We start from the raw sequence: 23,385 nt of genomic DNA on the forward strand, positions 1-23,385 counted from the left end.
ACGAGCGGCGAAAATTCCGGATTTCAGGGAGGTAAAACATCCGGGGAACGTTAGCGGAAATTATGGGATTAAATTAATTTAAGAATGCGCAATCGGGTTTGTTCCGACGCTGGAAAAGTGATGCAGTGTCTTGTTGTGCGCTTGGTTCGGATGTCCGCATTCCTCCCGGCAGTTAATTTTCCCTACACAGGACATTATCGGCGCCCTACCTTGTTATGAAGGTGCTCCCGCGCCGGGGGCCGCCGACTGCGAGGTATTCGATGCGATCATCTGATTCTTGGCAAATCCCGCCGGAGTTTCAGCCTGACCCCCGGTCGCTGGACTATAACCTCGATATCGCGCTTTCCTCGATCGTATCCTTGCGTGCCACGATACCGGCCGATGCCTTCACCGCGGAGTCTCTGGGCACCGAGCGATTGGGCCAGGGTGTCGTGATCCGCGACGACGGTCTCGTGCTGACAATCGGGTACCTGATCACGGAAGCGGAGCAGGTCTGGCTGACGGCGGCGAATGGGCGTGCGGTGGCGGGCCATGTACTGGCCTACGATTACACCTCGGGTTTCGGACTTGTTCAGGCGCTGGCGCCGCTGGGCGTGCCAGCCATGCTGATGGGAAACTCCGGCAAGTTGAAGCCGGGCACGAAGGTCGTCATCGGAGGCGCGGGCGGGCCGACCCGCTCGATCGCGGCGCAGGTGGTCGCACGTCAGGAATTCGCCGGTTACTGGGAATACCTGCTGGACGATGCGATCTTCACCGCTCCGGCCCATCCGCATTGGGGCGGCGCGCCCTTGATCGGCCCGCATGGCGACCTGCTGGGCATCGGATCGCTTCAACTTCAGCATCAGGCCCCAGGTGGCGATATCCTGCCGCTCAACATGATCGTGCCGATCGATCCCTTGAAGCCGATCCTGGACGATTTGCTGACGATCGGCCGGGTTGCCGGTCCCGTTCGCCCCTGGCTCGGTCTCTACACGAGCGAGGATGCGAACGACCGGGTCATCGTCATCGGACTGGCTGGCGATGGGCCGGCGCGCCGGGCGGGCCTGAAGGCCGACGACGCCATACGCGCGGTGGCGGGCAATCCGATCAAGTCCGTAGCGGGCTTCTACCGCGCGATGTGGGCCTTGGGCGAAGCGGGTGTCGATATTCCATTGACGCTCGACCGCGAAGGGGACGTGTTCGATGTCAAGGTCACTTCGGCCGACCGGGCGCGGTTCTTGAAAGCTGCCCCCCTACATTAAGGCTCCAGCTTGTCGTAGTGATAAAGATCATACCCCAACACACCCGACCGAGTTACCAAATATAGAGCTCAATAAACCACTAGTAATGGCGCATCATTAAACGGCAATATTGACTAAAATCGGCTCTTACTCAGGTGCCTTTTATCGTAATTCTATCATATTGTTGCCGTATTGCACCATGAATGCAGCTTGATCATCATCGTTTGTTGTTATTGTTGCGTCTGATCCAAATCGTGAGTTTCATCTACCTCGTGAAGCCGAAACTTTCCGATCCGATCAGGGACCTGTCATGAAAAAAGCTCTTCTCGCCGGCACGGCCATTACCGCCGCGGCTCTGTATGCGCAAAGCGCCCAGGCGCAGCTTGTCGTCAGCCTGGGTGGCTATACCGAGTTCTTCGGCGCCTATTACGACGACGACGCTTCCAACCGGACCAGCCGCGAGTTCCAGCTTGAGACCGAGATCGTCGTCCGCGCCGATGGCAAGGCCGACAACGGCCTGCTGTACGGCGCCAAGATCGAGTTGCAGAACAGCACGGGCGGCGGCGGCGACACCGGGGTCGGCACCGACGAAGCCTCGGTCTACATCGGCGGCACCTGGGGCCGTATCGAACTGGGCGACTTCGACGGCGCGGCCGACACGCTTGCCATCTATGCTCCCCTGGTCGGCATCGAGCAGATCGACGGCGACGCCTACGATTTCCTGGCCGTAACCCCGGATGCCGGTCCGCTGGCCGGCTTCGCCCTTGGCGGCGCACCGACCGGCAGCCTCGTTCAGGCACCGGACGCCGGAGACTCCACGAAGGTCATGTACATCACGCCGCGTTTCGCCGGTATCCAGGCCGGTGTCAGCTATGCCACCCAGAGCGACAGCGAAGCGCAGAACGTGGTGCCGCTGAAGACGGCTGGTGGCTACAAGGACTTCTGGGAATTCGGCGCCAACTACACCGGTGAGTTCTCCGGCTTCTCGTTGGCGCTGGGCGCCACCGCCAGCACGGCGACGGGTCAGGACCTCGGTACCGTCGGCGGGCCGTCGCTGGAAGACTTCTTCGCTTGGCAGGCCGGTGCCCAGGTCGGCTACGGCGGGTTCAAGGTCGGCGGCGGCTATATCGACGCCGACGACTACAACGCCGTTTCCGGTGCCCCCGCGACATCGGGCGACAGCACGGCCTGGCATGTCGGCGCCAGCTACACGGCCGGCCCGGTCGCGATCGGTCTCACCTATGCCGATGCCGAAGGCTTCAAGGGCGGTCCCGATGTCAGCACCGGCCTGCCGTCCACCTACGCCTCGTCCTACAAGACCTATGGCGGCGGCGTCGCCTACACGATCGCGGCCGGCCTGACGGTACAGGCGGACGTGATGTATGTGGACGAGGACCTGCGGAACGTCGATGCCCTTGGTGGCGTGACGACCGCGAGCAACGAAGGCTTCGTGGCGGTCTTCAGCACCCGCCTCGACTTCTAATCCGGCTCACGACAGTCCCGGACGGATCGGACGATGGCGCGGCATTCGGTTGCCGCGCCATTTTTCATGTCCGTCTCATCGCCAGTATGCCGTCGGCGATGTTTCCGGATTACTCCACCGTGACGCTCTTCGCGAGGTTTCTCGGCTGATCGACATCGGTGCCTTTGATCACCGCCGTATGATAGGCCAGCAACTGCATCGGGATGGCGTAGAGAATCGGTGCGACGAAGGCGTGGACTTCGGGAAGCGTCACGGTCCAGGTCACCTTGGAACCCATCCGCTCGACGCCCTTGGCGTCGGACAGCAGCAGCACCTTGCCGCCCCGGGCCGCCGCTTCCATGATGTTCGACGCTGTTTTCTCGAACAGGACATCGTTCGGAGCCAGGGCGATGATCGGGACGTTCTCGTCGATCAGGGCGATCGGGCCGTGCTTCATCTCGCCGGCGGCATAGCCCTCGGCGTGGATGTAGGAGATTTCCTTCAGCTTCAAGGCACCTTCCAGGGCGATCGGATAGCTGGTGCCGCGTCCCAGATACAAGGCGTCGCGGGCTTCCGACACGTCGTGGGCCAGCTGGCGCAGGCGCTCGTCGTGGTTCAGCACGTCAACCGCGCGGGCCGGCACCTCGCGGAGCGCCGTGGACATTTCCGCTTCCTGCTCGCGGGTGATCGTGCCGCGGGCGCGAGCCACCGCGATGGCGAAGCAGGCCAGCACCGTCAGCTGCGTCGTGAAGGCCTTGGTGGAGGCGACGCCGATCTCGGGACCGGCCAGGGTCGACAGCACCGCATCGCTCTCGCGCGAGATCGTGCTTTCCGCGACGTTGATCACGGATAGGATATGCTGCTTCTGCCGCTTGGCGTAGCGCAGCGCCTCCAGCGTATCCAGCGTCTCGCCCGACTGGGAGATGAACAAGGCCAGGCCGCCTTCCGGCATCGGTGCTTCCCGGTAACGGAACTCGGATGCGATATCCAGCTCGACCGGAACGCGGGCGATCTGCTCCAGCCAGTACTTCGCCACCATGCCGGCATAGAAGGCGGTGCCGCAGGCGACTACCGTCACGCGCGGGATGGCCGCAAGATCGAACGGCAGGTCGGGCAGCGTGATATGGCCGGTCGTCGCCTGGACGAAGGCGTTGAGCGTGTCGCCGATCACCTGCGGCTGCTCGTAGATCTCCTTCAGCATGAAATGGCGGTGTTCGCCCTTGCCGATCATGGCGCCGGACACAGCCGACAGCTTGATCGGGCGCTCCACCTGCTCGCCCGTCGCGTTGCGGACCACGACGTTGCCCTGGTTCAGGACGACCCAGTCGCCGTCTTCCAGATAAGTGAGGCGGTTGGTCAGCGGCGCCAGCGCGAAGGCATCGGACGCCAGATACATCTCGCCATTGCCGTTGCCGTAGCCGACCGCCAGCGGCGTGCCGCGACGCGCGCCGATCATCAGGTCGTGCTCCCCGGCGAAGATCAGCGCCAGGCTGAAGGCGCCCTCCAGGCGCTTGAGAGCTTCAGCCGTCGCCTCGACCGGACCCAGGCCCCGGTCCAGGTAGTAGGTCACGAGATGGACGATGACCTCGGTATCGGTTTCGGTCTCGAACAGGTGGTCATGGCCTTCCAGTTCGGCCTTCAGGTCCTGATAGTTCTCGATGATGCCGTTGTGAACGACGGCGACCTTGCGGGTAGCGTGGGGATGGGCATTGGTTTCGGTCGGACCGCCATGGGTCGCCCAGCGGGTGTGGCCGATGCCGATGGTCCCGGACAGCGGCTGCTCCTGGACGCGGCGATCGAGGTTGACCAGCTTGCCTTCCGCCCGGCGTCGGTCGATCCGGCCGTTGACCAGCGTCGCAACGCCGGCACTGTCGTATCCGCGATACTCCAGCCGCCGCAGACCCTCGATCAGAAGGGGAGCGACCTCGTTCTTGCCGATGATACCGATAATACCGCACATTTTATGTTCGCCTAAATCTTAAACTTCGATTTTGCACCGCACCTTACTGCCATAGCGCGATGTCTTGGCCCAAGTAAACTTATGTTTCAGTTTGTTGCGCATTGGCGACCGCTCGGGGAGCGCTGGATTCGGCGCCGGTCTTTCGGTATGTCCCTGTAACTCTTTTTCATCAGAAGCCGAGGCCGACCATGCCGCCCAGAACCAACCCGCTGAAGCTGAATCCCTTGCAGCTCAAGACCCTGACGCTGATCCAGGAACTCGGGCGCCTGATCGGCCAGCCAGCACCAGAGGAGGCCGAAGGCTCGCTGCTGGTCGATCAGTTCCCGCATGCCCACGGCAATCACTTCCATATGGGCGACGCCGTCGTTTCCACTTCGGACGCGAACGGTTTGGCCAATCCCGCCGTCTGGGTGGCGCTGGAGCGCAAGGGCCTGATCAAGTCCCAGTTCCCCCGCGCCCTTGTCCTGACGCCCGAAGGCGTCGGCTACGACACCGGCCTCGCCGACAAGATCCTGCACCGCTCGGACCACTGAGCGGCGGCAGTCCCCTCCTACTCCATCTGCTCGGCGTAATGGCAGGCGACCCGCCTGCCATCCACCTCGCGCAGCGGCGGCACTTCCACGGCGCAACGGTCCGTCATGTGCGGGCAGCGCTTGTGGTAGTGGCAGCCCGACGGCGGGTTGAGCGGCGACGGCAGCTCGCCGCGCGGCGGTGACGCGTCCTGGCGCAATGCAGGATTGACGCGCGGCGTCGCCGCCATCAGCGCCCGCGTATAGGGATGGCGCGGATGGGCGAAGATGGTTTCCTTCGGGCCGTGCTCGACCGGCCGGCCCAGATACATCACCATGACGTCGTCGGCGATGTGACGGACGACGCTGAGGTCGTGGCTGATGAACAGGTAGGCGAGATCGAACTCCTCCTGAAGGTCCACCATCAGGTTCAGCACCTGGGCCTGGATCGAGACGTCCAGGGCCGAGACTGGTTCGTCCGCGACCACGACGCGCGGGTTCAGCATCAGGGCACGCGCGATGGCGATGCGCTGGCGCTGTCCACCGGAGAACATGTGCGGGTACCGCTCGTACTGGTCCGGGCGCAGACCCACCTTGCCCATCATCTCGACGGCGCGTTCGCGCCGCTCGGCGCGGCTGAGCTTGGTGTTGATGACCAGCGGTTCTTCCAGGATCGTGCCGATGCGCTTACGCGGGTTCAGCGATCCATAGGGGTTCTGGAACACCATCTGGACCTTGCGGCGGAGCGTGCGCGCTTCCTCGCGGCTCCCCACCGTCATGTCCTTGCCGTCGAACCGGAGTTCCCCGGATGTGGGCGGATCGATCAGCGTCACCATGCGGGCGAGCGTCGATTTGCCACAGCCGGACTCGCCGACCACCGCCAGCGTCCTGCCGGTCTGGAGCACGAAGGAGACGCCGTCCACCGCCTTGACGGTGGCGTCGGCGCGGAACAGACCGCGCTTCAGCCGGTAGTGCTTCTTCAAGTCGACGGCATCCAGCACGGTTTCGCGCTGGACGCGGGCGGTCGGAGCGGCGGGTGTCTGGTAAACGGCGGTCATGCTGCCACTCCTCCTGTTACCTGCAACGGATAGAAGCAGCGCGCGGCCCCGCTTTCATCCGGGAACAGCGGTACGCCTTCGCGACGGCACTTGTCCTGAGCGAACCGGCAGCGCGGGTTGAACAGGCAGCCGTTGGGACGGTCCGATATGCCGGGGACGACGCCGGGTATGGTCGGCAGTCGGCGCTTGCCCAGCGCCCGCTCCGGCAGCGCGTCGAGCAGCGCTCCGGTATAGGGATGCTGCGGATGGGTGAACAGGTCGCGGGCGGAGCGCGTCTCGACCACCTGCCCCGCATACATGACGGAGACGCGGCGGGCGGTTTCCGCGACCACGCCCATATCGTGGGTGATCAGGATCAGCGCCATGCCGCGCTCCTTCTGGAGGTCCAGCAGAAGGTCCAGGATCTGCTTCTGGATCGTCACGTCGAGAGCGGTCGTCGGCTCGTCGGCGATCAGCAGGCGCGGGTTGCAGGAGATCGCCATGGCGATCATGACGCGCTGGTTCATGCCGCCGGAAAGCTGGTGCGGGAACGACGACAGCCGGCTTTCGGGCGCCGGGATGCCGACTTTCTCGAGCAGTTCGATGGCGCGGCGGCGGCGGTCGGACCGGCCCAGCTTCTCATGCACCTTCAGGCTTTCCATGATCTGGAAGCCGATGGTGAAGCACGGATTGAGGCTGGTCATGGGTTCCTGGAACACCATGGCCACGTCCTTGCCGGTCAGATTGCGGCGCTGCCGCTCGGTCAGGGTGCGCAGGTCCCGCCCGTCGAACTCCATCTTGTCGGCGACGACGCGGCCGTTGTTGGCGATCAGGCCCATGACGGCCAGCGAGGTCACACTCTTTCCGGAGCCGGACTCGCCGACGATGCCGAGGACTTCGCCCTCGTCCACCGTCAGGTCGATCCCGTCGACCGCGCGGAACTTGCCGGCGCGGGTCGAAAACTCGACGGAAAGGTTGCGGATATCAAGCAAAGGCATGACAGCCCTTCATCAGGTATCGGGTTCCGTTGAACGAACTCATCGCTTCAGCTTGGGGTCCAGCGCGTCGCGCAGCCCGTCGCCCAGCAGGTTGAAAGCCAGCACCGTGATCAGGATCGCTAGGCCGGGGAAGGTCACGACCCACCACGCCCGGCTGACGAACTCCCGCGCCGAAGCCAGCATGGTGCCCCATTCGGGCGTCGGCGGCTGGGCGCCGAGGCCGAGGAAGCCCAAAGCCGCCGCGTCCAGGATCGCGGTGGAGAAGCCCAGCGTCGCCTGCACGATCAGCGGCGCCGTGCAGTTGGGCAGCACTGTGATGAACATCAGGCGCAGCACGCCGGCGCCGCTCACCTTGCTCGCCACCACGTAGTCCTTGGACAGTTCGGTGATGACGGCGGCGCGGGTCAGGCGGGTGTAGTGCGGCAGCACGACCAGCGAGATCGCTATCATCGCGTTGGTGAGGCTGGGACCCAGGACGGCGACGATGACGATGGCGAGCAGCAGCGACGGCAGCGCCAGCATGATGTCGCACAGGCGCATGATCAGGACATCGGTAACACCGCGCGCGAAGCCCGCGATCAGCCCCAGGACGACGCCGACCGCCAGCGACAGGGTGACGACGATGGCGCCGATCAGCAGCGACAGGCGGGCGCCGTGGATGATGCGCGACAGGATGTCCCGGCCGACGTCGTCTGTCCCCATCAGGTACTGGAACGAGCCGCCTTCCGCCCAGAACGGCGGCTGGAGGATCGCGTCGCGGAACTGCTCGTTCGGCGAATAGGGTGCGATCAGGTCGGCGAAGACAGCCGCGAAGGTGACGATCAGGATCACCACCAACCCGGCGACTGCGCCCTTGTTCTGGGCGAAGTAGTGCCAGAACTCACCGAAGGCGGAGGGCGGCCGGGCTGTGGGGAGAGGTTCCCGTGGCGTGGCGTCGATCTGGGATTCGACGGTCATGGTCAGTGCCCCCCATGGCGGATGCGCGGATTGAGAACGCCATAGGTCAGGTCGACCAGCAGGTTGACGATCATGATGACGGCGGCGACCAGCAGGACACCGCCCTGAAGCACGGGATAGTCACGGCGAGCGACGGATTCGATCAGCCACTTGCCGATGCCCGGCCACGCGAAGATGGTCTCGGTCAGGATGGCGCCGGCGAATAGGACGCCGACCTGAAGGCCGATGACGGTCACGACGGGGATCAGCGCGTTGCGCAGCGCGTGCTGGGCCACGACCCGGAGGGGAGCCAGCCCCTTGGCACGGGCGGTACGGATGTAGTCCTCCCCCAGCACCTCAAGCATCGACGAGCGCGTCATGCGTGCGATCACGGCGAGCGGGACGGTGCCGAGCACGATCGCGGGCAGGATCAGGTGCGACAGCGCCGAGCTGAAGGCCCCCTCCTCGTCCGACAGCAGGGCGTCGATCAGCATGAAGTTGGTGACCGGCTCGACCCAGTACATGACTGAGATGCGGCCCGAGACCGGCGTCCAGCCAAGGTTGACAGAGAACAGCAGGATCAGCAGCAGCGCCCACCAGAAGATCGGCATCGAATAGCCGGTCAAGCTGATGCCCATCAGGCTGTGGTCGAAGATCGAGCCGCGCTTGACGGCCGCCAGGATGCCGAGCGGCAATCCAACGATCATGGCGAACAGGATCGCGCAGACCGACAGTTCGATGGTCGCCGGGAACAGCGTCATGAACTCGTCCAGCACCGGAGTCCTGGTCACGACGGAGTTGCCGAGATCCCCTTGGACCACGTTGAGGATGTAGTCGCCGTACTGGACCAGCAGGGGCTTATCCAGCCCCATGGCGGCCCGCAACTCGGCATGGCGTTCCGGAGAAATGCCGCGCTCGCCGGCCATCAGTTCGACCGGGTCGCCGGGGACCAGCCGGATCAGCGCGAAGGTCAGCAGTGTCACGCCGATGAATGTCGGAATGATCAGGCTGAACCGGGTCAGGAAAAAACGGAACATGGTCAGCTTTTAGGTTACGGAAAAGCCGGGGCGTCAAGTTGTTGGGCCACGACCCAACCTACAAAGCGGATGCCCGTAGGTTGGGCCGTGGCCCAACAACATCTCTTGAACGTTGCTAGTTGCTGCTAGTTGATGTCCACGCCGTAGAAGATATGGCCGCCGAACGGATCGATCTTGTAATTCTTGACCTCTTTCCGGATCGGCTCGTAGACGACGGAGTGAGCCACCGTCAGCCAGGGCGCCTGCTCCTTGAACACGACCTGGGCCTGTTCGTAGAACTTGGTGCGCTCGGCCACGTCGGGCGTCCGCTTCGCCTTGATCAGCAACTCGTTGAACGGCTGGTAGCAGAAGCGGGCACGGTTGGCGCTGCCGACGGCTTCGCAGCCGAGCAGGACGTACAGGAAGTTATCAGGATCGCCGTTGTCGCCCGTCCAGCCCATCAGCATGGTCTGGTGTTCGCCGTCCTTGGTGCGGCGCAGGTACTCGCCCCACTCGTAGCTGACGATCTTCACCTTCACACCGATCTTGGCCCAGTCGGCCTGGACCATTTCGGCCATGCGGCGGGCGTTGGGGTTGTAGGGACGCTGGACCGGCATCGCCCACAGGTCGGTCTCGAATCCGTTCGGGAAGCCGGCATCCGCCAGCAGCTTGCGGGCCGCTTCCGGATCGTACTTGGTGTCCTCGACCTTGTCGTTATACGACCAGATCGTCGGCGGGATCGGGTTCTTGGCCTTCTTGCCGGCGCCCTGGTAGACCGCCTCGATGATGGCGTCGCGGTTGACCGCCATGCTCAGGGCCTGACGGACCTTGACGTCGGTGAAGGGAGCCTTCTCGGTGTTGAAGGCGAGGTAGCCGACGTTCAGGCCTTCCTGCGACATCAGGTTGATCGTCGGGTCGGTCTTCATCGCCGCCAGATCAGCCGGGTTCGGATAGGCCATCACGTGGCACTCGCCCGCCTTCAGCTTGGCGTAGCGGACCGAAGCGTCCGGCGTGATCGAGAAGACGAGGGTGTCGATCGGAGCCTTGCCGCCCCAATAGGCTTCGTTGGCCCGGTAGCGGATGACGGCGTCCTTCTGGTAGCCGACGAACTGGAAAGGTCCCGTTCCGATCGGCTCCTGGTCCACCTTGGTCTGGGTGCCGGCCTTTGCCATCTGGTCGGCGTACTCGGCCGACTGGACCGACATGAAGTCCATCGCGAGGTTGGCGAGGAAAGGCGCTTCCGGCTCGTTCAGGGTGATCTTGACGGTATAGTCGTCCACCGCCTCGATGCTTTTCAGCAGCTTGGGCATGTCCATGCTGTTGAAATACTCGTACGCGCCGCCGGAAACGGTGTGATACGGGTTGTCGCTCTTCCATTGGCGCTCGAACGTGAAGATGATGTCCTGAGCGTTGAAGTCGCGGGTCGGCTTGAAGGTCTTCGATGTGTGGAACTTGACGCCCTTCCGCAGCTTGAAGGTGTATTCCAGACCTTCCTCCGACACGCTCCAGGACTCCGCCAAGCCCGGCACGATCTTGGTCGTCCCGCGCTCGAACTGGACCAGCTTGTCGAACACCTGCCGGGACGTGGCATCAAAAGTCGTTCCTGCGGTGAAAAAAGCAGGATTGAAACCCTCCGGGCTGCCCTCGGAGCAATAAACGAGTGTCTTAGCCGCGAGCGGTGAAGCGAAGCCCGCCGCGATAGCCAGCCCGAAAGCAGCCCCGCGCAGTGCATGATGCATTATAAGCCTCCTGTAAGGGTCTTTTCTTGTCAGCTCTTTTGGCCATCATTTAAGACGCGCCGAAACGCCACAAGCCGTAGAATAACCTTACCGGGAGCTTAACTGTCAATGTCCGGCGATAGTTTCAAATAGTAATTTACCGTCTTGCCCCGATCGGCCGCGCCAGCATCGCTTCCATCGCGTTGCGGAGGTGCTCCGGACCGAAAGGCTTGACCAGCACGGACACGTCGGCTCCCGTCAGCTCCGCCGTACGTTCACGGGCACTGTCGGACGTCATCAGGATCGCCGGCACCTCCGCTACCATCTGGCGCCGGATTTCCGCCAATACCTCCAAGCCCGAATGCCCGCCGTTCAGGCGAAGTTCCGCCATCACCAGATCGGGAGCGGGCTGATCCTTCATGCCTATCGATGCCAGCGCGCGCGCCCCGCTGGACGCGCTCAGCACGCGGCAATCCCAGCTTTCGAGAACGGACCGGATCGCCATCAGCTGCACGGGATCGTCTTCGATCACGAGGACCGAAACGGGTGCCGCGGAATTGCCGTTCGCTTCAGAGACTTCCCGGTGTGCCGGCAACGTCACTGAAAATACCGATCCCCTGCCGGGAACGGACCGCACTGCGATGGAGTGGCCGAGCAGGTTGGCGATCCGCTCGACGATGGCAAGTCCCAACCCCAGGCCACGGCCCCGATCGCGCGATCCCGGACCGGGGATCTGGGTGAATTCCTCGAAGATGGCGGCCTGCCGGTCTTCCGGGATGCCATAGCCGGTGTCCCACACCTCTATCCTGATCCGGTTGCCGCGCCGCCGGCAGCCGACCATGACACTGCCCTTGGCGGTGAAGCGGATCGCGTTGCCGATAAGGTGGCGCAGCATCCGCTCCAGCAGTGCGGGATCGGTCGTGACGACGGCGCCGCACTGCATGAAGCGCAGGCGCAGTCCCTTTGCGACGGCGGGTCCGTCGAACTCGCGGATCAATTTCTCCAGTACGTCGTTCACCGGCACCTGGACGACAGCCGGACGGACGTTGCCGGCCTCCAGCGACGACAGTTCCAGCAAAGACGTGAGAAGCGTTTCGCCCGACTGAACCGCTTCCTGGATGCGGGTTACCAGCGACTGCTGCGACGGATCGCTGACCTTGGATTGCAGCAGGTGGAGGAACAGGTGGATCGCCTGGAAGGGCTGGCGCAGATCATGGTTGGCGGCAGACAGGAACCGGGATTTCGACCGCGTCGCACGCTCCGCTTCGGCACGCGCCGCCGCCAGCTGTCCGTCCGATGCGACGCGGCTGGCGATGTCGGTGCCGATCAGTCCGGCGATCCGGCTTATGCTCTCCCGCGCATCGGCGATCCGCCCGTCGTCGTCCGACTTCCCGAAGGACGGCCCGAAGACCCACAGGCTGCCCAGCCGCTCGCCGTCCGGATCGGCGACCGGCACGCCGGCCAGAACCCGGTATCCCGCCAAGTCCTGTCCCGATACCTGATCGTCCGCGGCGTCTTCGTCCAGCAGCCTGTCCCAATCGGCGATGGAGCGGCCCAAGGTCTGGATATCCTCGTCCGCTCCATCCATGCCTAAACCGGTAGCGGCCGCGACACCGGCAGAGTCGTTGCCGGCTATCCAAAGTACCGCCGCCCGCGCATTCATCACCTGCGCAGCCAGTTCGACGAAGCCGACAAGGGAATGGTGGAAAGCCTTACCGGTCTTTGCCACGCCCCCATTATCCATTTGCATATCCGGGAAACTATCTTTGTTGCCGATCCTACCCGATTTAGCCTAACACGCATCATCGTTGGGAGCAGCACCGGAATATGCCCATACGGTTGAGGGACGCTATACTTTAGGTCCAGACACTCGACAGGTCCGGGCGGAGGTCAGGCGGCTTGACCAGGCCGCTTATACTCGATCCCGTTTCCGTCCGGCGCCGGCTTGTCCGGCATCTTCGGTTGAGGCAGGGCATAGAAGCGCGGTTCGCTCCGGTCCCAGCTCGGCTCGAATGGCAGGCGCATCATGGCGGTGCTGCCGTCGCGCTGAGCATCGCGCATCGCCTGCTGAAGCTGCTCGGCGGTGTTGCGGTCCCAGGGAATGCGGTAGAGGTTGGGGACCTGCCCCCACTGAAGGGTCAGGTAGATCGCTTCACCCTCGACATAGGATGCGCTCAGGATCGAAGCCTCCTGCACGTGGGCGCCGAGCCATTCCAGGCTGACCGGCTTGGCGCGTCCCAGCAGCGATGCGGGAGCGGCATAGGCGGCAGGAAGCAGCAAGGCGAAGAGTGCGAGGATCAAGGCCCTGGCAAGGCGGGAGTGGGTCCAGCGCAATGCCACCAGAACAAGCATCAGACTGACGGACGCGACGAAGACGAACAGGTAAGTCAAGTTTTCCATGTCGGGTTCCTGACGAGGTCGAGTGTCGGTTCAGCGTCTCAACGAATGCCCCATGAGTTTTGTTTAGGTACGTTTTTTCTTAAAACAGTCTTTCTCTTCAGTAAGTCTTTGCCGATCGCAGCGGTTTGAACACGCTGTTCATACTATTTGGTACGAGTTCGCCTTTCTCGGTCAAACTGAACCGGAAAGCGGTTAGTTCCTGCCCCTCCCGGTCAAGTCTTACCGTGGTCGCCGCGATCGGCCGGGCTCCGGCCTCGTTGTCGGTCTTCACCCGCACCACGACCCGCACATTGATAGGGTAAGTGTTTTCGAGGTTCCGGAACAGATGGACGTTAACCGTGTATTCGCCAGGAGGAATGCCGCGGCTGAAGGATGTCTCGAAATTGACATCGGTCGGATCTGCGTGACTGCCGAGATCGTCGCGCAGAAGGTTGAAGATCAGCCCGCTCTTGTTGGAGTAGCCGACCGGCACGTCGCCGGGCGCCTGCACCCAAAGATCCACGTCGGTGCGCAGCTTGTCGTCCCAGCGCATCTCGGCGATCACGTTGCCGGGAGGATCGGTCGAGCCCTCCCCCTGTTTGGCTTTCGGGTTGATGTGCGGCAGCAGCAGCACCGTGATGAAGACGAAGCCCGCCAGTGCCAGGAGGATCACGTCCCGGAAGACCGTGCCGCTGTCGTCGCCGCTGTCCCATGGATCATGCATGGCCGGCGTCGATCAGTGCTGCGGCGAGATTGGCTGTACCGGTGGCGAGGAGCTGATAGTTCGCCGCGAGCCACAGGTTGAGCACCGAGCCGACCAGGGTCGTGTAGAGCGCTATGCCCATGCCTTCGATCAGCGAGCCGACGATGCCGCCGATGGCGTTGACGTCGCCGGCGCTCTGTGCGTTGACGTTCGCCAGCGCCACGATGAACCCCACGACGGTGCCGACAAGACCCAGCAGGACCAGTACGTTGGCCAAGTGACGGATGAAGGCGATCCGGGAAAACAGCCGCAGTTCCAGCGCGCGGGTGGCGCTGCTTCCGCCGGTTTCCAGGGCACGGCGGTAAGCGGACAGCCTGCCGCCCTCTTCCAGCGAACCTTTGCCGTTCCTGAGGTTGTCCAGTTCCTGCGTGACCTTGTTGATGCGCCATCCGCTGGCGATCAGGCCCACGAGGAAGATCGCGAAGATCAGGACGCTGATGCCGCTGCTGTCGGCGACCAGGATCCGGTTTACCCAACCGTTTACCCATACAAGGAAAAGTCCGGCGACGCCGACCATGTTCAAAGCGACGAATCGGCTCCACAATAACCAGTGGTGCATGCGCAACCCCCTCCATGATTGGAATTGAGGCACGACGGGGTCACTCGGGTTGCGGACTTTGTTTTAAGCGGTTCAGGCGCCGCGACTAGTCCGTCCGATCGAAAGTACAGACCTGGGCCGTCACACCAGCAACGGAATGGATGGATGAAAGTTCCTGGGAACTATCGGGCGGAACCTCCGGTTGGGAGCGCGCAAGACCGGACGGCGTCGCCGGAGACGCCTGTCCGGGACAACCATCCGATACACGAATGGAGAAGACGATGAAGATCCGGGACCTGATGACCACGGACATCGAACTTGTCCATCCCGACACGCTGCTCCGCGACGCCGCGCGGAAGATGCGCGACGCCGATACCGGCTTCCTGCCGGTAGGCCAGGACGACCGCTTGGTCGGCACGCTGACGGATCGCGACATCACGATCCGCGCGGTCGCCGAAGGCCACGATCCCAAGGTGGTGCGCGTTCGCGAAGCGATGGGTGAGGGGCTGGTCTACTGCTTCGAGGACCAGGACAGCAGCGAAGCCGCCGAGTTGATGGCCAACAACGATATCCGCCGCCTGCCCGTGCTGAACAGCGAAAAGCGGCTGGTCGGCATCGTTTCACTCGGCGATCTGGCGGCCAGGACCGGCGACGACGATATCGTCGGCCAGACGGTGCAGGACATATCCAGTTCACCATCCAACACCTAACGAGACAGCATAGGCCAATTTGCATACGATTTCGGGCGAAATGCCCGAAATTTGACCTGATGCTTGTAATTTAGGCGCTTCATTCGAGGCATACCTCGGAATGATAAGGCGGGCAGCAAGGCAGCAAGCTGTTGCCCGCCCTAAAAATGCATTGGCCTCGAATTTGCTCTCAGCAGCTTGGAACAAACTAAAAAACCAAGAGGCTGAGAGCATGGTACGTATAAGTGGCAGGATCAGGGCCGCCGCGATGGGTTGCGCGGTGGCCGTTTCAGCGTTGCTGGCCGGCGCCGCACAGGCAGCCGAACCAATCAAGGTCGGGGTGCTTCACTCGCTCTCCGGCACCATGGCGATCAGCGAGACGACGCTGAAAGACACCATCATGATGATGGTGGACGACCTCAACAAGAAAGGCGGACTGCTCGGCCGGCCGGTCGAGGCCGTCGTGGTCGATCCCGCGTCCAACTGGCCGCTGTTCGCCGAAAAGGCGCGCGAACTGGTCCAGAAGGACAAGGTCGTGGCGGTGTTCGGCTGCTGGACCTCGGTCAGCCGCAAGTCGGTCCTGCCGGTCTTCGAAGAGACCAACAGCCTGCTGTTCTATCCCGTGCAGTACGAAGGCGAGGAATCCTCCCGCAACGTCTTCTACACCGGCGCCGCTCCCAACCAGCAGGCGATCCCGGCGGTCGAATACCTGATGGGCCCTGAAGGCGGATCGGTCAAGCGCTGGGTGCTGGCCGGCACCGATTACGTCTATCCGCGCACGACCAACAAGATCCTGGAAGCCTATCTGATCTCCAAGGGCGTGCCCAAGGACGACATCCTGATCAACTATACGCCGTTCGGTCATTCCGACTGGCAGACCATCGTCGCCGATATCAAGAAGTTCGCATCCGCCGGCAAGAAGACCGCCGTCGTCTCCACCATCAACGGCGACGCCAACGTGCCGTTCTATAAGGAACTGGCGAACCAGGGCATAAAGGCGACCGACATCCCGGTCGTGGCCTTCTCGGTCGGCGAGGAAGAACTGGCCGGCATCGACACGTCCAATCTGGTCGGCCACCTTGCCGCCTGGAACTACTTCATGTCGGTCGACACTCCCGAGAACGCCGCCTTCATCAAGCAGTGGCACGCCTTCACCAAGAACGACAAGCGCGTCACCAACGACCCGATGGAAGCCCACTACATCGGCTTCAAGATGTGGACCCAGGCCGTCCTCCAGGCCGGCACGACCGACGTCAACGCCGTCCGCCAAGCCATGTACGGCCAGAAGGTGCGCAGCCCCAGCGGCTACGACGTCGTGATGAACACCAACCATCACCTGTCGAAGCCCGTCATGATCGGCGAGATCCAGTCCGACGGCCAGTTCTCGGTCGTGTCGCAGACCGACGACGCGATCAAGGGCGCCGCCTGGAGCCCCTACATCCCCGAGTCCGCAAAGCTGACCGCCGACTGGACCTTCCCCTGGGTCTGCGGCAACTGCACCGAGCCGAAGTTCGGCGCCTACGCGAAGTAACAGTACATCACCTCCGCCCTTCCCGTGGCTGACGCCGTGGGAAGGGCGTGGTCGTAACCGGGTCGTGCCGGGGGATAAGCGCTTTGACCGAGTCACATTCCAGCCCATCGAATGCCGGACGCGTTTGGCACAGCCTCCGCGCCGCTTTCATGGCCACCTTCATGGCCGCGTTCATGATTGCCGGCCTCGTCGTCTGCGGCATCACGCTGGGCGCCTTCGCGGCCTCGACCGCGAGGGCCGACGCGTATACCGACGCGATCGCGGGTCTGGCGTCGCCGGGGTTCGCCGAGAAGGCGGCCGCGATCGAGGCGCTGGGGAGGCTGGGCGACAGCCGCGCCATTCCGGTATTGGAAGCGATGGCCGACAACCAGCTCTATACCCGCAAGGCCGACGGCCGGCTGGTGACCGGCAGCGGCGGGCGGGACATCACCCTGACCGACGCCGCGACCGGCGAGGCGCTGGGACCGGCCACCAGCCGCGACCTGACGCGCATCAACGCGAACAACGCGATCAGAACAGCCGTCGGCGCGGCGGTCGGCCGGCTCCAGATCGGCGACCCCGATCCGGCCAAGCGTCTCGCCGCCGCCGAGACCATGGTCCGCTCGGAAAGCCCCGATACCGTCCCGCTACTCCGTGATGCCCTTGCCCGCGAGCAGGTCGAGGACGTCCGCGCCGCCCTGACCCTGACGCTGGCCAAGCTGAGCCTGAGCAGCGCCGACCCCGGCGAGCGCCTGACCGCCATCAAGGACCTGTCGAGCCGCCTGACCCCCGAGGTCCGGGCGCTGGTAACACCGCTTACCCTGACCAAGCCCGACGGCACCTTCGCCGAACCCGATCCGCAGATCCGCGCAGCCGCGACCGAACTGCTCGGACGCATCGACACCCGGCTGATGCTGACCGAACTGGCGCTGAACCTGTTCCAGGGCATCAGCCTGGGCTCCGTCCTGCTGCTGGCCGCCATTGGCCTTGCCATCACCTTCGGAGTGATGGGCGTCATCAACATGGCGCATGGCGAGATGATCATGCTGGGCGCCTATACCACCGTCGTCGTCCAGCAGGCCTTCCGCGAATACATCCCGGCGGAGTTCTTCGGCCTCTACCTGATAATATCGATCCCCGCCGCCTTCCTGGTCGCCGGCGCCGTCGGCGTCGCGATGGAGCGCGGCATCATCCGCTTCCTCTACGGCCGTCCGCTGGAAACCCTGCTGGCGACCTGGGGCATCAGCCTGATGCTTCAGCAACTGGTCCGCGCGATCTTCGGCGCTCCCAACAAGGAAGTCTCCAACCCCGGCTGGATGACCGGCGCCGTCGAGGCGATGCCCGGCATGGTCCTGACCTATAACCGCATCGCCATCATCGTCTTCGCGATCATGGTGCTGGCGGGTCTGGCTGCCCTGCTGCGCTACACCCCGTTCGGTCTTCAGATGCGTGCCGTAACGCAGAACCGCAGCATGGCGTCCGCCATGGGCATCCGTACCGGCTGGGTCGATGCGATGACTTTCGGCCTCGGCTCCGGTATTGCCGGCGTCGCGGGCGTGGCGCTCAGCCAGGTCGGCAACGTCAGCCCCAATCTGGGCCAGGGCTATATCGTCGACAGCTTCATGGTCGTGGTGTTCGGCGGGGTCGGCAGCCTGTGGGGCGTGCTGGCCGGAGCGATGACGCTCGGCATCTTCAACAAGTTCCTGGAACCCTATGCCGGCGCGATGCTCGGCAAGATCCTGATCCTGGTTTTCATCATCCTGTTCATCCAGAAGCGGCCACGCGGATTGTTCGCGCTCAAGGGCCGGGCCGCGGAGGCTTGATACCATGCTGCTGATGTCCCGCCTCGCAAGCCTGGAGTCCCGCAGGGGCTGGCAGGTCTTCCTGATCCTGCTGGTTCTGACCATCGTCCTGGTCCCGGTACTCAACCTGACGCTGCCGCCGGAAAGTCCGTTCCACGTTCCGACATACATGCTGAGCCTGCTCGGCAAGTACCTGTGCTTCGCGCTGCTGGCGCTTAGCCTCGACCTGATCTGGGGCTATGCGGGGGCCTTGAGCCTCGGCCACGGCGCGTTCTTCGCCCTGGGCGGCTACTGCATGGGCATGTACCTGATGCGCCAGATCGGGACGCGCGGAGTCTATGGCAATCCCGACCTACCCGACTTCATGGTCTTCCTCAACTGGACCGAACTGCCGTGGTACTGGTGGGGCTTCGACCAGTTCTGGTTCGCGGCGCTGATGGTGATGGCGGTCCCAGCCCTGCTGGCCTACGTCCTGGGCTGGCTGGCCTTCCGCTCCCGCATCACCGGCGTCTATTTCTCGATCATCACGCAGGCGATGGTCTTCGCCCTTATGCTGGCCTTCTTCCGCAACGAGATGGGCTTCGGCGGCAACAACGGCCTGACCGATTTCAAGGAAATCCTGGGCTTCAATATCCAGGCGCAGGGAACCCGCATCGGCTTGTACGTCGCTTCCGCCGTGGTGCTGGCTCTCGGTTACCTGATTAGCCGGTTCATCGTCACGTCCAAGCTGGGCCGGGTCCTGATGGCGATCCGGGACGCCGAAAGCCGGGTCCGGTTCCTGGGCTACTCGGTGACCAACGCCAAGCTGTTCGTCTTCACGGTGTCGGCAATCCTGGCCGGCATCGCGGGCGCCTTGTACGTGCCGCAGGTCGGCATCATCAACCCGTCGGAAATGTCGCCCGGCAACTCGATCGAAATCGCGGTTTGGGTCGCGGTAGGTGGGCGTGGCACGCTGTTCGGCGCGATCATCGGGGCCTTCACGGTCAACGGCGCCAAGAGCTTCTTCACCGGGGCGGCGCCGGAGTTCTGGCTGTTCTTCCTGGGCGCCCTGTTCATCGTCTGCACGCTCTTCCTGCCCCAGGGCATCGTCGGCTTCGCGGCGCAGATGCGCGCCCGGATCGCCCGGAAAGCCACACCCGCACCAGAGGAGGTCGGCAATGCTGCGAGCAAGCACCGCGCCTGACACGGCCGAACTCGAACCGCCGGTCCAGGCGACGCCGATCCGGACGGCTCGCCAGCCCGCCGGCTCCATCCTGTACCTCGACGGCGTCTCGGTCAGCTTCGACGGCTTCAAGGCGTTGAACAACCTGTCCCTCGTCATCAACAAGGGAGAGATGCGGACCATCATCGGCCCCAACGGCGCCGGCAAGACGACGATGATGGACGTGATCACAGGCAAGACCAAGCCCGACAAAGGCGACGTGCTGTTCAACGCCGAAGTCGATCTGACCAAGCTGGACGAGGCGAAGATCGCCAATCTCGGCATTGGCCGCAAGTTCCAGAAGCCGACGGTGTTCGAGCATCTGACCGTGTTCGAGAACCTTGAGTTGGCGCTGAAGACCGAGCGCGGCACCTTCGCCACGCTGTTCTTCCACCTGACCGGGCAACAGGCCAAGCGGATCGATGAGATCCTCGGTGTGATCGGCCTGGGCGACCGCCGCAAGGAGAAAGCGGGCGCGTTGAGCCATGGGCAGAAGCAGTGGCTGGAAATCGGCATGCTGCTGATGCAGGAAGGCCAGCTCCTGCTGTTGGACGAGCCGGTCGCCGGCATGACCGACTTTGAAACCGAGACGACGGCCAGCCTGCTACTCGAAATCGCCCGAGACCGTTCCATCGTCGTGGTCGAGCACGACATGGAGTTTGTGCGGGCATTGGGAGCCAAGGTGACCGTCCTGCACGAGGGCTCGGTCCTGGCCGAGGGCTCCATCGACACTGTCCAGGCCGACCACCGGGTCATCGAAGTCTATCTGGGGCGCTGAAGAACCATGCTCACCGTCGAGAACGTCGATCTCTACTACGGCGCCAGCCACATCCTGCGGCGCGTCGGCCTGGATGCGCCGAAAGGGGGCGTCACCTGCCTCCTGGGGCGCAACGGCGTCGGCAAGACCAGCCTGCTGCGCGCCGTCCTGGGCCTGGAGCCGATCCGCCACGGCCGCATCCTGTGGGAAGGTCAGGATATCTCCAAGCTGTCCCCGCACGAGCGCGCAAGGCGCGGCATCGCTTATGTGCCGCAAGGCCGGGAGATCTTCCCGCGCCTGTCGGTGCTGGAAAACCTCCAGACCGGCTTCGCTCCCCTGCCCCGCAAGGACCGCAGGATCGGGGATGAAATCTTCGAGCTGTTCCCGGTGCTGAAGAGCATGCTGCACCGTCGCGGCGGCGACCTTTCAGGCGGTCAGCAGCAACAGCTCGCCATTGCCCGCGCCCTGGTGACACGCCCCAGGCTGATCATCCTGGACGAGCCGACGGAGGGCATCCAGCCTTCCATCATCAAGCTGATCGAAGCGGTGATCCGCAAGCTCGGCGACCGGGGCGACATGGCGATCCTGCTGGTCGAACAGTATTTCGAGTTCGCCCGCGACCTCGCCGACCACTTCGCCGTGATGGATCGGGGAGAAGTCGTGCTGGCCGGCCCGAAGGCCGGCATGGTGGAGGCGGATGTCAGGAAGTTTCTGACGGTATAACAGCGGTCCTCTTTCCTTAGTCCCCTCTTCGCTTAATCCCCTCTCCACCCTCTTGGGGGGAGAGGGGGAAGAAAGACAAGGAAATAGCCCCCGCAAAACCTTACCCGAACAGCGCGTCGATATCCGCCTGGCTGATCATGCCCTTGTCCTTATCGACCTTGTTCGGGCCGTGCAGATCCAAGTCGCCGTCCTTGGCGGCCATGCCGGGAGGCAGCGGCATCGTCTCGAACTCGCGCTTGTTCCAGACGCCCATCATCGCCTCCACCCGTTCCTCGATGAAGGAAAGCGCGCGGACGACCTTGGTGATGCGCTGGCCGGTTAAGTCCTGGAAGTTGCAGGCCTCGAAGATCTTCACGACTGCTTCGTTCATGTCGTTGACGCGGCTGGACTGGTAGCCCTCCGGCAACTGGGCACGCAGCTCGTGGATGATCTCTTCGATTTCCTCGGTGCAAGTGATGATCGTGTTGGTCGCGGCCTCGGTCGCATTGACCACGGCCCCCAGTTCCTCCGATGCCTGCTGGAACCTGTCCTCGCTGGCGAGCGGATGGCGCAGTGCAGCCATTTCCGCTTTGGTCGCCTTGATGCGGCCGGAGATATCGGCGATCTCGATCTGGATCTGATCGATGTCGCTGCGGTCATGGCTCATGAAGCGGTCGAACTTGGCATGCAGTTCCGCCACGGCGCGCAGGACGGGCGTGTGATCGACTTCGACCGAAACAGGCGCCAGTTGGGCGGCCGGCTCGGGTGCCGCGAGTGCCAGCAGGCCCGAGGGCTCGGCAGAGCCGGCGCCGGGCGCCGTGCCCCGGCGAGCCTTCTGCAACTCGGCCATGAATGGCTTACGCGCACCTTGCATGGGTGTCTTGACCGTCATTCGCTGTCGCTCTCGCCGTTGCTTCGACCATGGACGGGAGGCCCCGGTCGGTTGTTTTCCCTCACTGCGCGGTCAAAAATAGACATATTGTGTTAAAATCACTTGAATCGCGCCGCCGATAATCCTGTTCGGGCGATCATCCGAACAAGGCATCGATTGCTGACTGATCGAGCGCCGCCTTTGGCGCCGGAGCCGCAGCCGGCGGAGGGGGTGGCGGCGGCGCCGGTGGCGGGGGCGGTGCAGGAGGAGGAGGAGGAGGAGGAGGAGGCGCCGGCTTGGGTACCGGCGGCGGAGGCGGTGGCGGCGGTGGCGGTACCGCCACAAGCGGAGGCGGTGGCGGCGCTGGGGGCGGAGGAGCCGGCGGAGGGGGAGCAGGCTTCACAACCGCAGGCTTGGGCTTTGCCGCCGCTTTCTTCATGGCCTTGACCGGAGGAAGCGGAGCCGCGGCCTGCACGGGCGGAGCCACCGGCGCCGGAGGAGGTGTCCAAGCCGGCTGCGGCGTCGGAGCGGGAGGCGGTGGCGCGGCCGCGACCTTGGGCTTCGGCGGCGGGGCGGGCGGCTCGGGCGGGTCGGCGAAAAGCGCGTCCACGTCGGACTGGCTGACGCCGTGCCCTTCCAATGCCGGTCCGTTCAGGAGATGGGCATCCGGCCTCTTGTCGACGAAGGCATCGGGGACGTCGGTGTTGGGCTTGACACCCTCGACACCCCAGATGGCTATCATCGCCGTGACGCGCTGCTCGATGTAGCGCAGCGCGTTGACCACCTTGCTGGTGCGCTGGCCGGTCAGGTCCTGGAACGAGCAGGCGGTGAAGATATTCGACACCTCCGACTCGATCTCGGAACACAGATCGGGGTCGGCACCGCCCTTGCGGAGCTTGGACCCGAGGTCCATCAACCGCTCGGCGGAGTTCAGGATATCGAAAGAAGCCCGTTCAGTGGACGAGACGATGGCGTCGAGTTCGCTGGTGGCCGTCATGATGCGGTCGTTGCCGGCATCGGGTGGCTGGAGCGCCGCCACCTCCCGCCGGGCCTTCTCGATCGAGCCGGCCATTTCCAGCAACTCGCGCCGCAATACCTCGATATGTGACGAAGTGCCGCCAGCCTGAGAGTTCTGGCTCAGGAGGGCGCGCATCTGGTCGAGCATGATGCGGACATCGTCGGCGACGCCGCCCTGCGCGCGCTGGGCATAGCGGCGGAGGAAGGCGCGCCCCTTGGCGGTGCGCGCCACGGTGTCCTCGATATGCTCGAACTCGTCTTCGGTGAGCGGCGCCAGCTTGTCCACTGTTCTGTCCCGTC

Annotated in this window: 21 protein-coding genes; 9 read left to right on the forward strand and 12 right to left on the reverse strand. The window is 63.9% G+C overall.

Translation table 11 applies throughout. The features are described 5' to 3' along the window. Nucleotides 1-260 precede the first annotated feature (260 nt). Both N826_RS08730 and N826_RS08735 read left to right on the forward strand, forming a co-directional pair. Nucleotides 261-1,241: a S1C family serine protease gene (locus tag N826_RS08730; RefSeq protein WP_044427740.1), complete on the forward strand. Its 981-nt coding sequence runs from the start codon at nt 261-263 to the stop codon at nt 1,239-1,241. A gap of 289 nt (nt 1,242-1,530) precedes the next feature. Further along, entirely contained in the window at nt 1,531-2,703 is a 1,173-nt protein-coding gene (locus N826_RS08735) for a porin (RefSeq protein WP_044427741.1), read from the forward strand. A gap of 109 nt (nt 2,704-2,812) precedes the next feature. On the opposite strand, the gene glmS is transcribed toward N826_RS08735, so the two are convergent. Next, nucleotides 2,813-4,642, reverse strand: a complete 1,830-nt coding sequence (gene glmS / locus N826_RS08740; RefSeq protein WP_044427742.1) for a glutamine--fructose-6-phosphate transaminase (isomerizing) — start codon at nt 4,640-4,642, stop codon at nt 2,813-2,815. 188 nt (nt 4,643-4,830) lie between these two features. On the opposite strand from glmS, the gene N826_RS08745 reads away from it, so the two are divergent. Beyond that, nucleotides 4,831-5,175 carry a hypothetical protein gene (locus tag N826_RS08745; protein WP_044427743.1) on the forward strand — a complete coding sequence of 115 codons (345 nt, stop codon included), beginning with the start codon at nt 4,831-4,833 and terminating at the stop codon, nt 5,173-5,175. 17 nt (nt 5,176-5,192) lie between these two features. Here N826_RS08745 and N826_RS08750 read toward each other — a convergent pair whose 3' ends face one another. The 9 genes from N826_RS08750 to N826_RS08790 form a co-directional block, all read right to left on the reverse strand. Next, the gene (locus N826_RS08750) at nt 5,193-6,209 is read right to left on the reverse strand and encodes a peptide ABC transporter ATP-binding protein (protein ID WP_044427744.1); all 1,017 of its coding nucleotides are present in this window, start codon (nt 6,207-6,209) and stop codon (nt 5,193-5,195) included. After that, nucleotides 6,206-7,186: an ABC transporter ATP-binding protein gene (locus N826_RS08755; RefSeq protein WP_044427746.1), complete on the reverse strand. Its 981-nt coding sequence runs from the start codon at nt 7,184-7,186 to the stop codon at nt 6,206-6,208. The genes N826_RS08750 and N826_RS08755 overlap by 4 nt, the downstream gene beginning before the upstream one ends. 39 nt (nt 7,187-7,225) lie before the next feature. Continuing rightward, the gene (gene dppC, locus N826_RS08760) at nt 7,226-8,143 is read right to left on the reverse strand and encodes a dipeptide ABC transporter permease DppC (protein WP_044427748.1); all 918 of its coding nucleotides are present in this window, start codon (nt 8,141-8,143) and stop codon (nt 7,226-7,228) included. A 2-nt stretch (nt 8,144-8,145) separates the two neighbouring features. Next, nucleotides 8,146-9,159: an ABC transporter permease subunit gene (locus N826_RS08765; RefSeq protein WP_044427751.1), complete on the reverse strand. Its 1,014-nt coding sequence runs from the start codon at nt 9,157-9,159 to the stop codon at nt 8,146-8,148. Nucleotides 9,160-9,284: 125 nt separating this feature from the next. After that, nucleotides 9,285-10,877, reverse strand: coding sequence for an ABC transporter substrate-binding protein (locus N826_RS08770; protein WP_044427752.1), 1,593 nt, complete (start codon nt 10,875-10,877; stop codon nt 9,285-9,287). Nucleotides 10,878-11,013: 136 nt separating this feature from the next. After that, on the reverse strand, nt 11,014-12,585 hold the full coding sequence (locus N826_RS08775) for an ATP-binding response regulator (RefSeq protein WP_169789307.1): 1,572 nt from the start codon (nt 12,583-12,585) through the stop codon (nt 11,014-11,016). Nucleotides 12,586-12,746: 161 nt separating this feature from the next. Next, entirely contained in the window at nt 12,747-13,256 is a 510-nt protein-coding gene (locus tag N826_RS08780) for a hypothetical protein (protein WP_044427754.1), read from the reverse strand. 97 nt (nt 13,257-13,353) lie between these two features. Then, a complete protein-coding gene (locus N826_RS08785) occupies nt 13,354-13,959 on the reverse strand; it encodes a hypothetical protein (RefSeq protein ID WP_044427757.1) in 606 nt (201 codons plus the stop codon). Beyond that, a complete protein-coding gene (locus N826_RS08790; protein WP_244619570.1) occupies nt 13,952-14,557 on the reverse strand; it encodes a MotA/TolQ/ExbB proton channel family protein in 606 nt (201 codons plus the stop codon). The genes N826_RS08785 and N826_RS08790 overlap by 8 nt, the downstream gene beginning before the upstream one ends. A gap of 260 nt (nt 14,558-14,817) precedes the next feature. Here N826_RS08790 and N826_RS08795 point away from each other — a divergent pair, with 260 nt between their 5' ends. The 6 genes from N826_RS08795 to urtE all read left to right on the forward strand — a co-directional run bounded on the left by N826_RS08795 (nt 14,818) and on the right by urtE (nt 21,218). Further along, nucleotides 14,818-15,246 carry a CBS domain-containing protein gene (locus tag N826_RS08795; RefSeq protein ID WP_044427955.1) on the forward strand — a complete coding sequence of 143 codons (429 nt, stop codon included), beginning with the start codon at nt 14,818-14,820 and terminating at the stop codon, nt 15,244-15,246. A gap of 211 nt (nt 15,247-15,457) precedes the next feature. Next, complete coding sequence (gene urtA, locus N826_RS08800) at nt 15,458-16,756, forward strand: urea ABC transporter substrate-binding protein (protein WP_186818085.1); 1,299 nt, start codon at nt 15,458-15,460, stop codon at nt 16,754-16,756. An 83-nt stretch (nt 16,757-16,839) separates the two neighbouring features. Then, a complete protein-coding gene (gene urtB / locus N826_RS08805; protein WP_244619569.1) occupies nt 16,840-18,558 on the forward strand; it encodes an urea ABC transporter permease subunit UrtB in 1,719 nt (572 codons plus the stop codon). 4 nt (nt 18,559-18,562) lie between these two features. Next, nucleotides 18,563-19,720 carry an urea ABC transporter permease subunit UrtC gene (gene urtC, locus N826_RS08810; protein ID WP_052830941.1) on the forward strand — a complete coding sequence of 386 codons (1,158 nt, stop codon included), beginning with the start codon at nt 18,563-18,565 and terminating at the stop codon, nt 19,718-19,720. Further along, the gene (urtD, locus tag N826_RS08815; RefSeq protein WP_084720598.1) at nt 19,695-20,516 is read left to right on the forward strand and encodes an urea ABC transporter ATP-binding protein UrtD; all 822 of its coding nucleotides are present in this window, start codon (nt 19,695-19,697) and stop codon (nt 20,514-20,516) included. The genes urtC and urtD overlap by 26 nt, the downstream gene beginning before the upstream one ends. Nucleotides 20,517-20,522: 6 nt before the next feature. Beyond that, a complete protein-coding gene (gene urtE / locus N826_RS08820) occupies nt 20,523-21,218 on the forward strand; it encodes an urea ABC transporter ATP-binding subunit UrtE (protein WP_044427762.1) in 696 nt (231 codons plus the stop codon). Between the two features lie 100 nt (nt 21,219-21,318). Here urtE and N826_RS08825 read toward each other — a convergent pair whose 3' ends face one another. Both N826_RS08825 and N826_RS08830 read right to left on the reverse strand, forming a co-directional pair. Continuing rightward, the gene (locus N826_RS08825) at nt 21,319-22,089 is read right to left on the reverse strand and encodes a protein phosphatase CheZ (RefSeq protein WP_244619568.1); all 771 of its coding nucleotides are present in this window, start codon (nt 22,087-22,089) and stop codon (nt 21,319-21,321) included. Nucleotides 22,090-22,225: 136 nt separating this feature from the next. Next, nucleotides 22,226-23,371 (reverse strand): protein phosphatase CheZ, encoded by a 1,146-nt coding sequence (locus tag N826_RS08830; protein ID WP_044427765.1) that lies wholly within the window; start codon nt 23,369-23,371, stop codon nt 22,226-22,228. Nucleotides 23,372-23,385 lie beyond the last annotated feature (14 nt).

It is taken from the genome of Skermanella aerolata KACC 11604 (assembly GCF_000936425.1).
Taxonomy (GTDB): Bacteria; Pseudomonadota; Alphaproteobacteria; order Azospirillales; family Azospirillaceae; genus Skermanella; species Skermanella aerolata.

Coding starts and splice junctions, on each gene's coding strand:
- N826_RS08765 (WP_044427751.1), bottom strand. CDS start 9,159: ATGTTCCGTTTTTTCCTGACCCGGTTCAGCCTGATCATTCCGACATTC.
- N826_RS08730 (WP_044427740.1), top strand. CDS start 261: ATGCGATCATCTGATTCTTGGCAAATCCCGCCGGAGTTTCAGCCTGAC.
- N826_RS08790 (WP_244619570.1), bottom strand. CDS start 14,557: ATGCACCACTGGTTATTGTGGAGCCGATTCGTCGCTTTGAACATGGTC.
- urtC (WP_052830941.1), top strand. CDS start 18,563: ATGCTGCTGATGTCCCGCCTCGCAAGCCTGGAGTCCCGCAGGGGCTGG.
- dppC (WP_044427748.1), bottom strand. CDS start 8,143: ATGACCGTCGAATCCCAGATCGACGCCACGCCACGGGAACCTCTCCCC.
- N826_RS08755 (WP_044427746.1), bottom strand. CDS start 7,186: ATGCCTTTGCTTGATATCCGCAACCTTTCCGTCGAGTTTTCGACCCGC.
- N826_RS08745 (WP_044427743.1), top strand. CDS start 4,831: ATGCCGCCCAGAACCAACCCGCTGAAGCTGAATCCCTTGCAGCTCAAG.
- urtD (WP_084720598.1), top strand. CDS start 19,695: ATGCTGCGAGCAAGCACCGCGCCTGACACGGCCGAACTCGAACCGCCG.
- N826_RS08770 (WP_044427752.1), bottom strand. CDS start 10,877: ATGCATCATGCACTGCGCGGGGCTGCTTTCGGGCTGGCTATCGCGGCG.
- N826_RS08825 (WP_244619568.1), bottom strand. CDS start 22,089: ATGACGGTCAAGACACCCATGCAAGGTGCGCGTAAGCCATTCATGGCC.
- N826_RS08795 (WP_044427955.1), top strand. CDS start 14,818: ATGAAGATCCGGGACCTGATGACCACGGACATCGAACTTGTCCATCCC.
- N826_RS08785 (WP_044427757.1), bottom strand. CDS start 13,959: ATGCATGATCCATGGGACAGCGGCGACGACAGCGGCACGGTCTTCCGG.
- urtE (WP_044427762.1), top strand. CDS start 20,523: ATGCTCACCGTCGAGAACGTCGATCTCTACTACGGCGCCAGCCACATC.
- N826_RS08735 (WP_044427741.1), top strand. CDS start 1,531: ATGAAAAAAGCTCTTCTCGCCGGCACGGCCATTACCGCCGCGGCTCTG.
- urtA (WP_186818085.1), top strand. CDS start 15,458: ATGGTACGTATAAGTGGCAGGATCAGGGCCGCCGCGATGGGTTGCGCG.
- glmS (WP_044427742.1), bottom strand. CDS start 4,642: ATGTGCGGTATTATCGGTATCATCGGCAAGAACGAGGTCGCTCCCCTT.
- N826_RS08750 (WP_044427744.1), bottom strand. CDS start 6,209: ATGACCGCCGTTTACCAGACACCCGCCGCTCCGACCGCCCGCGTCCAG.
- N826_RS08780 (WP_044427754.1), bottom strand. CDS start 13,256: ATGGAAAACTTGACTTACCTGTTCGTCTTCGTCGCGTCCGTCAGTCTG.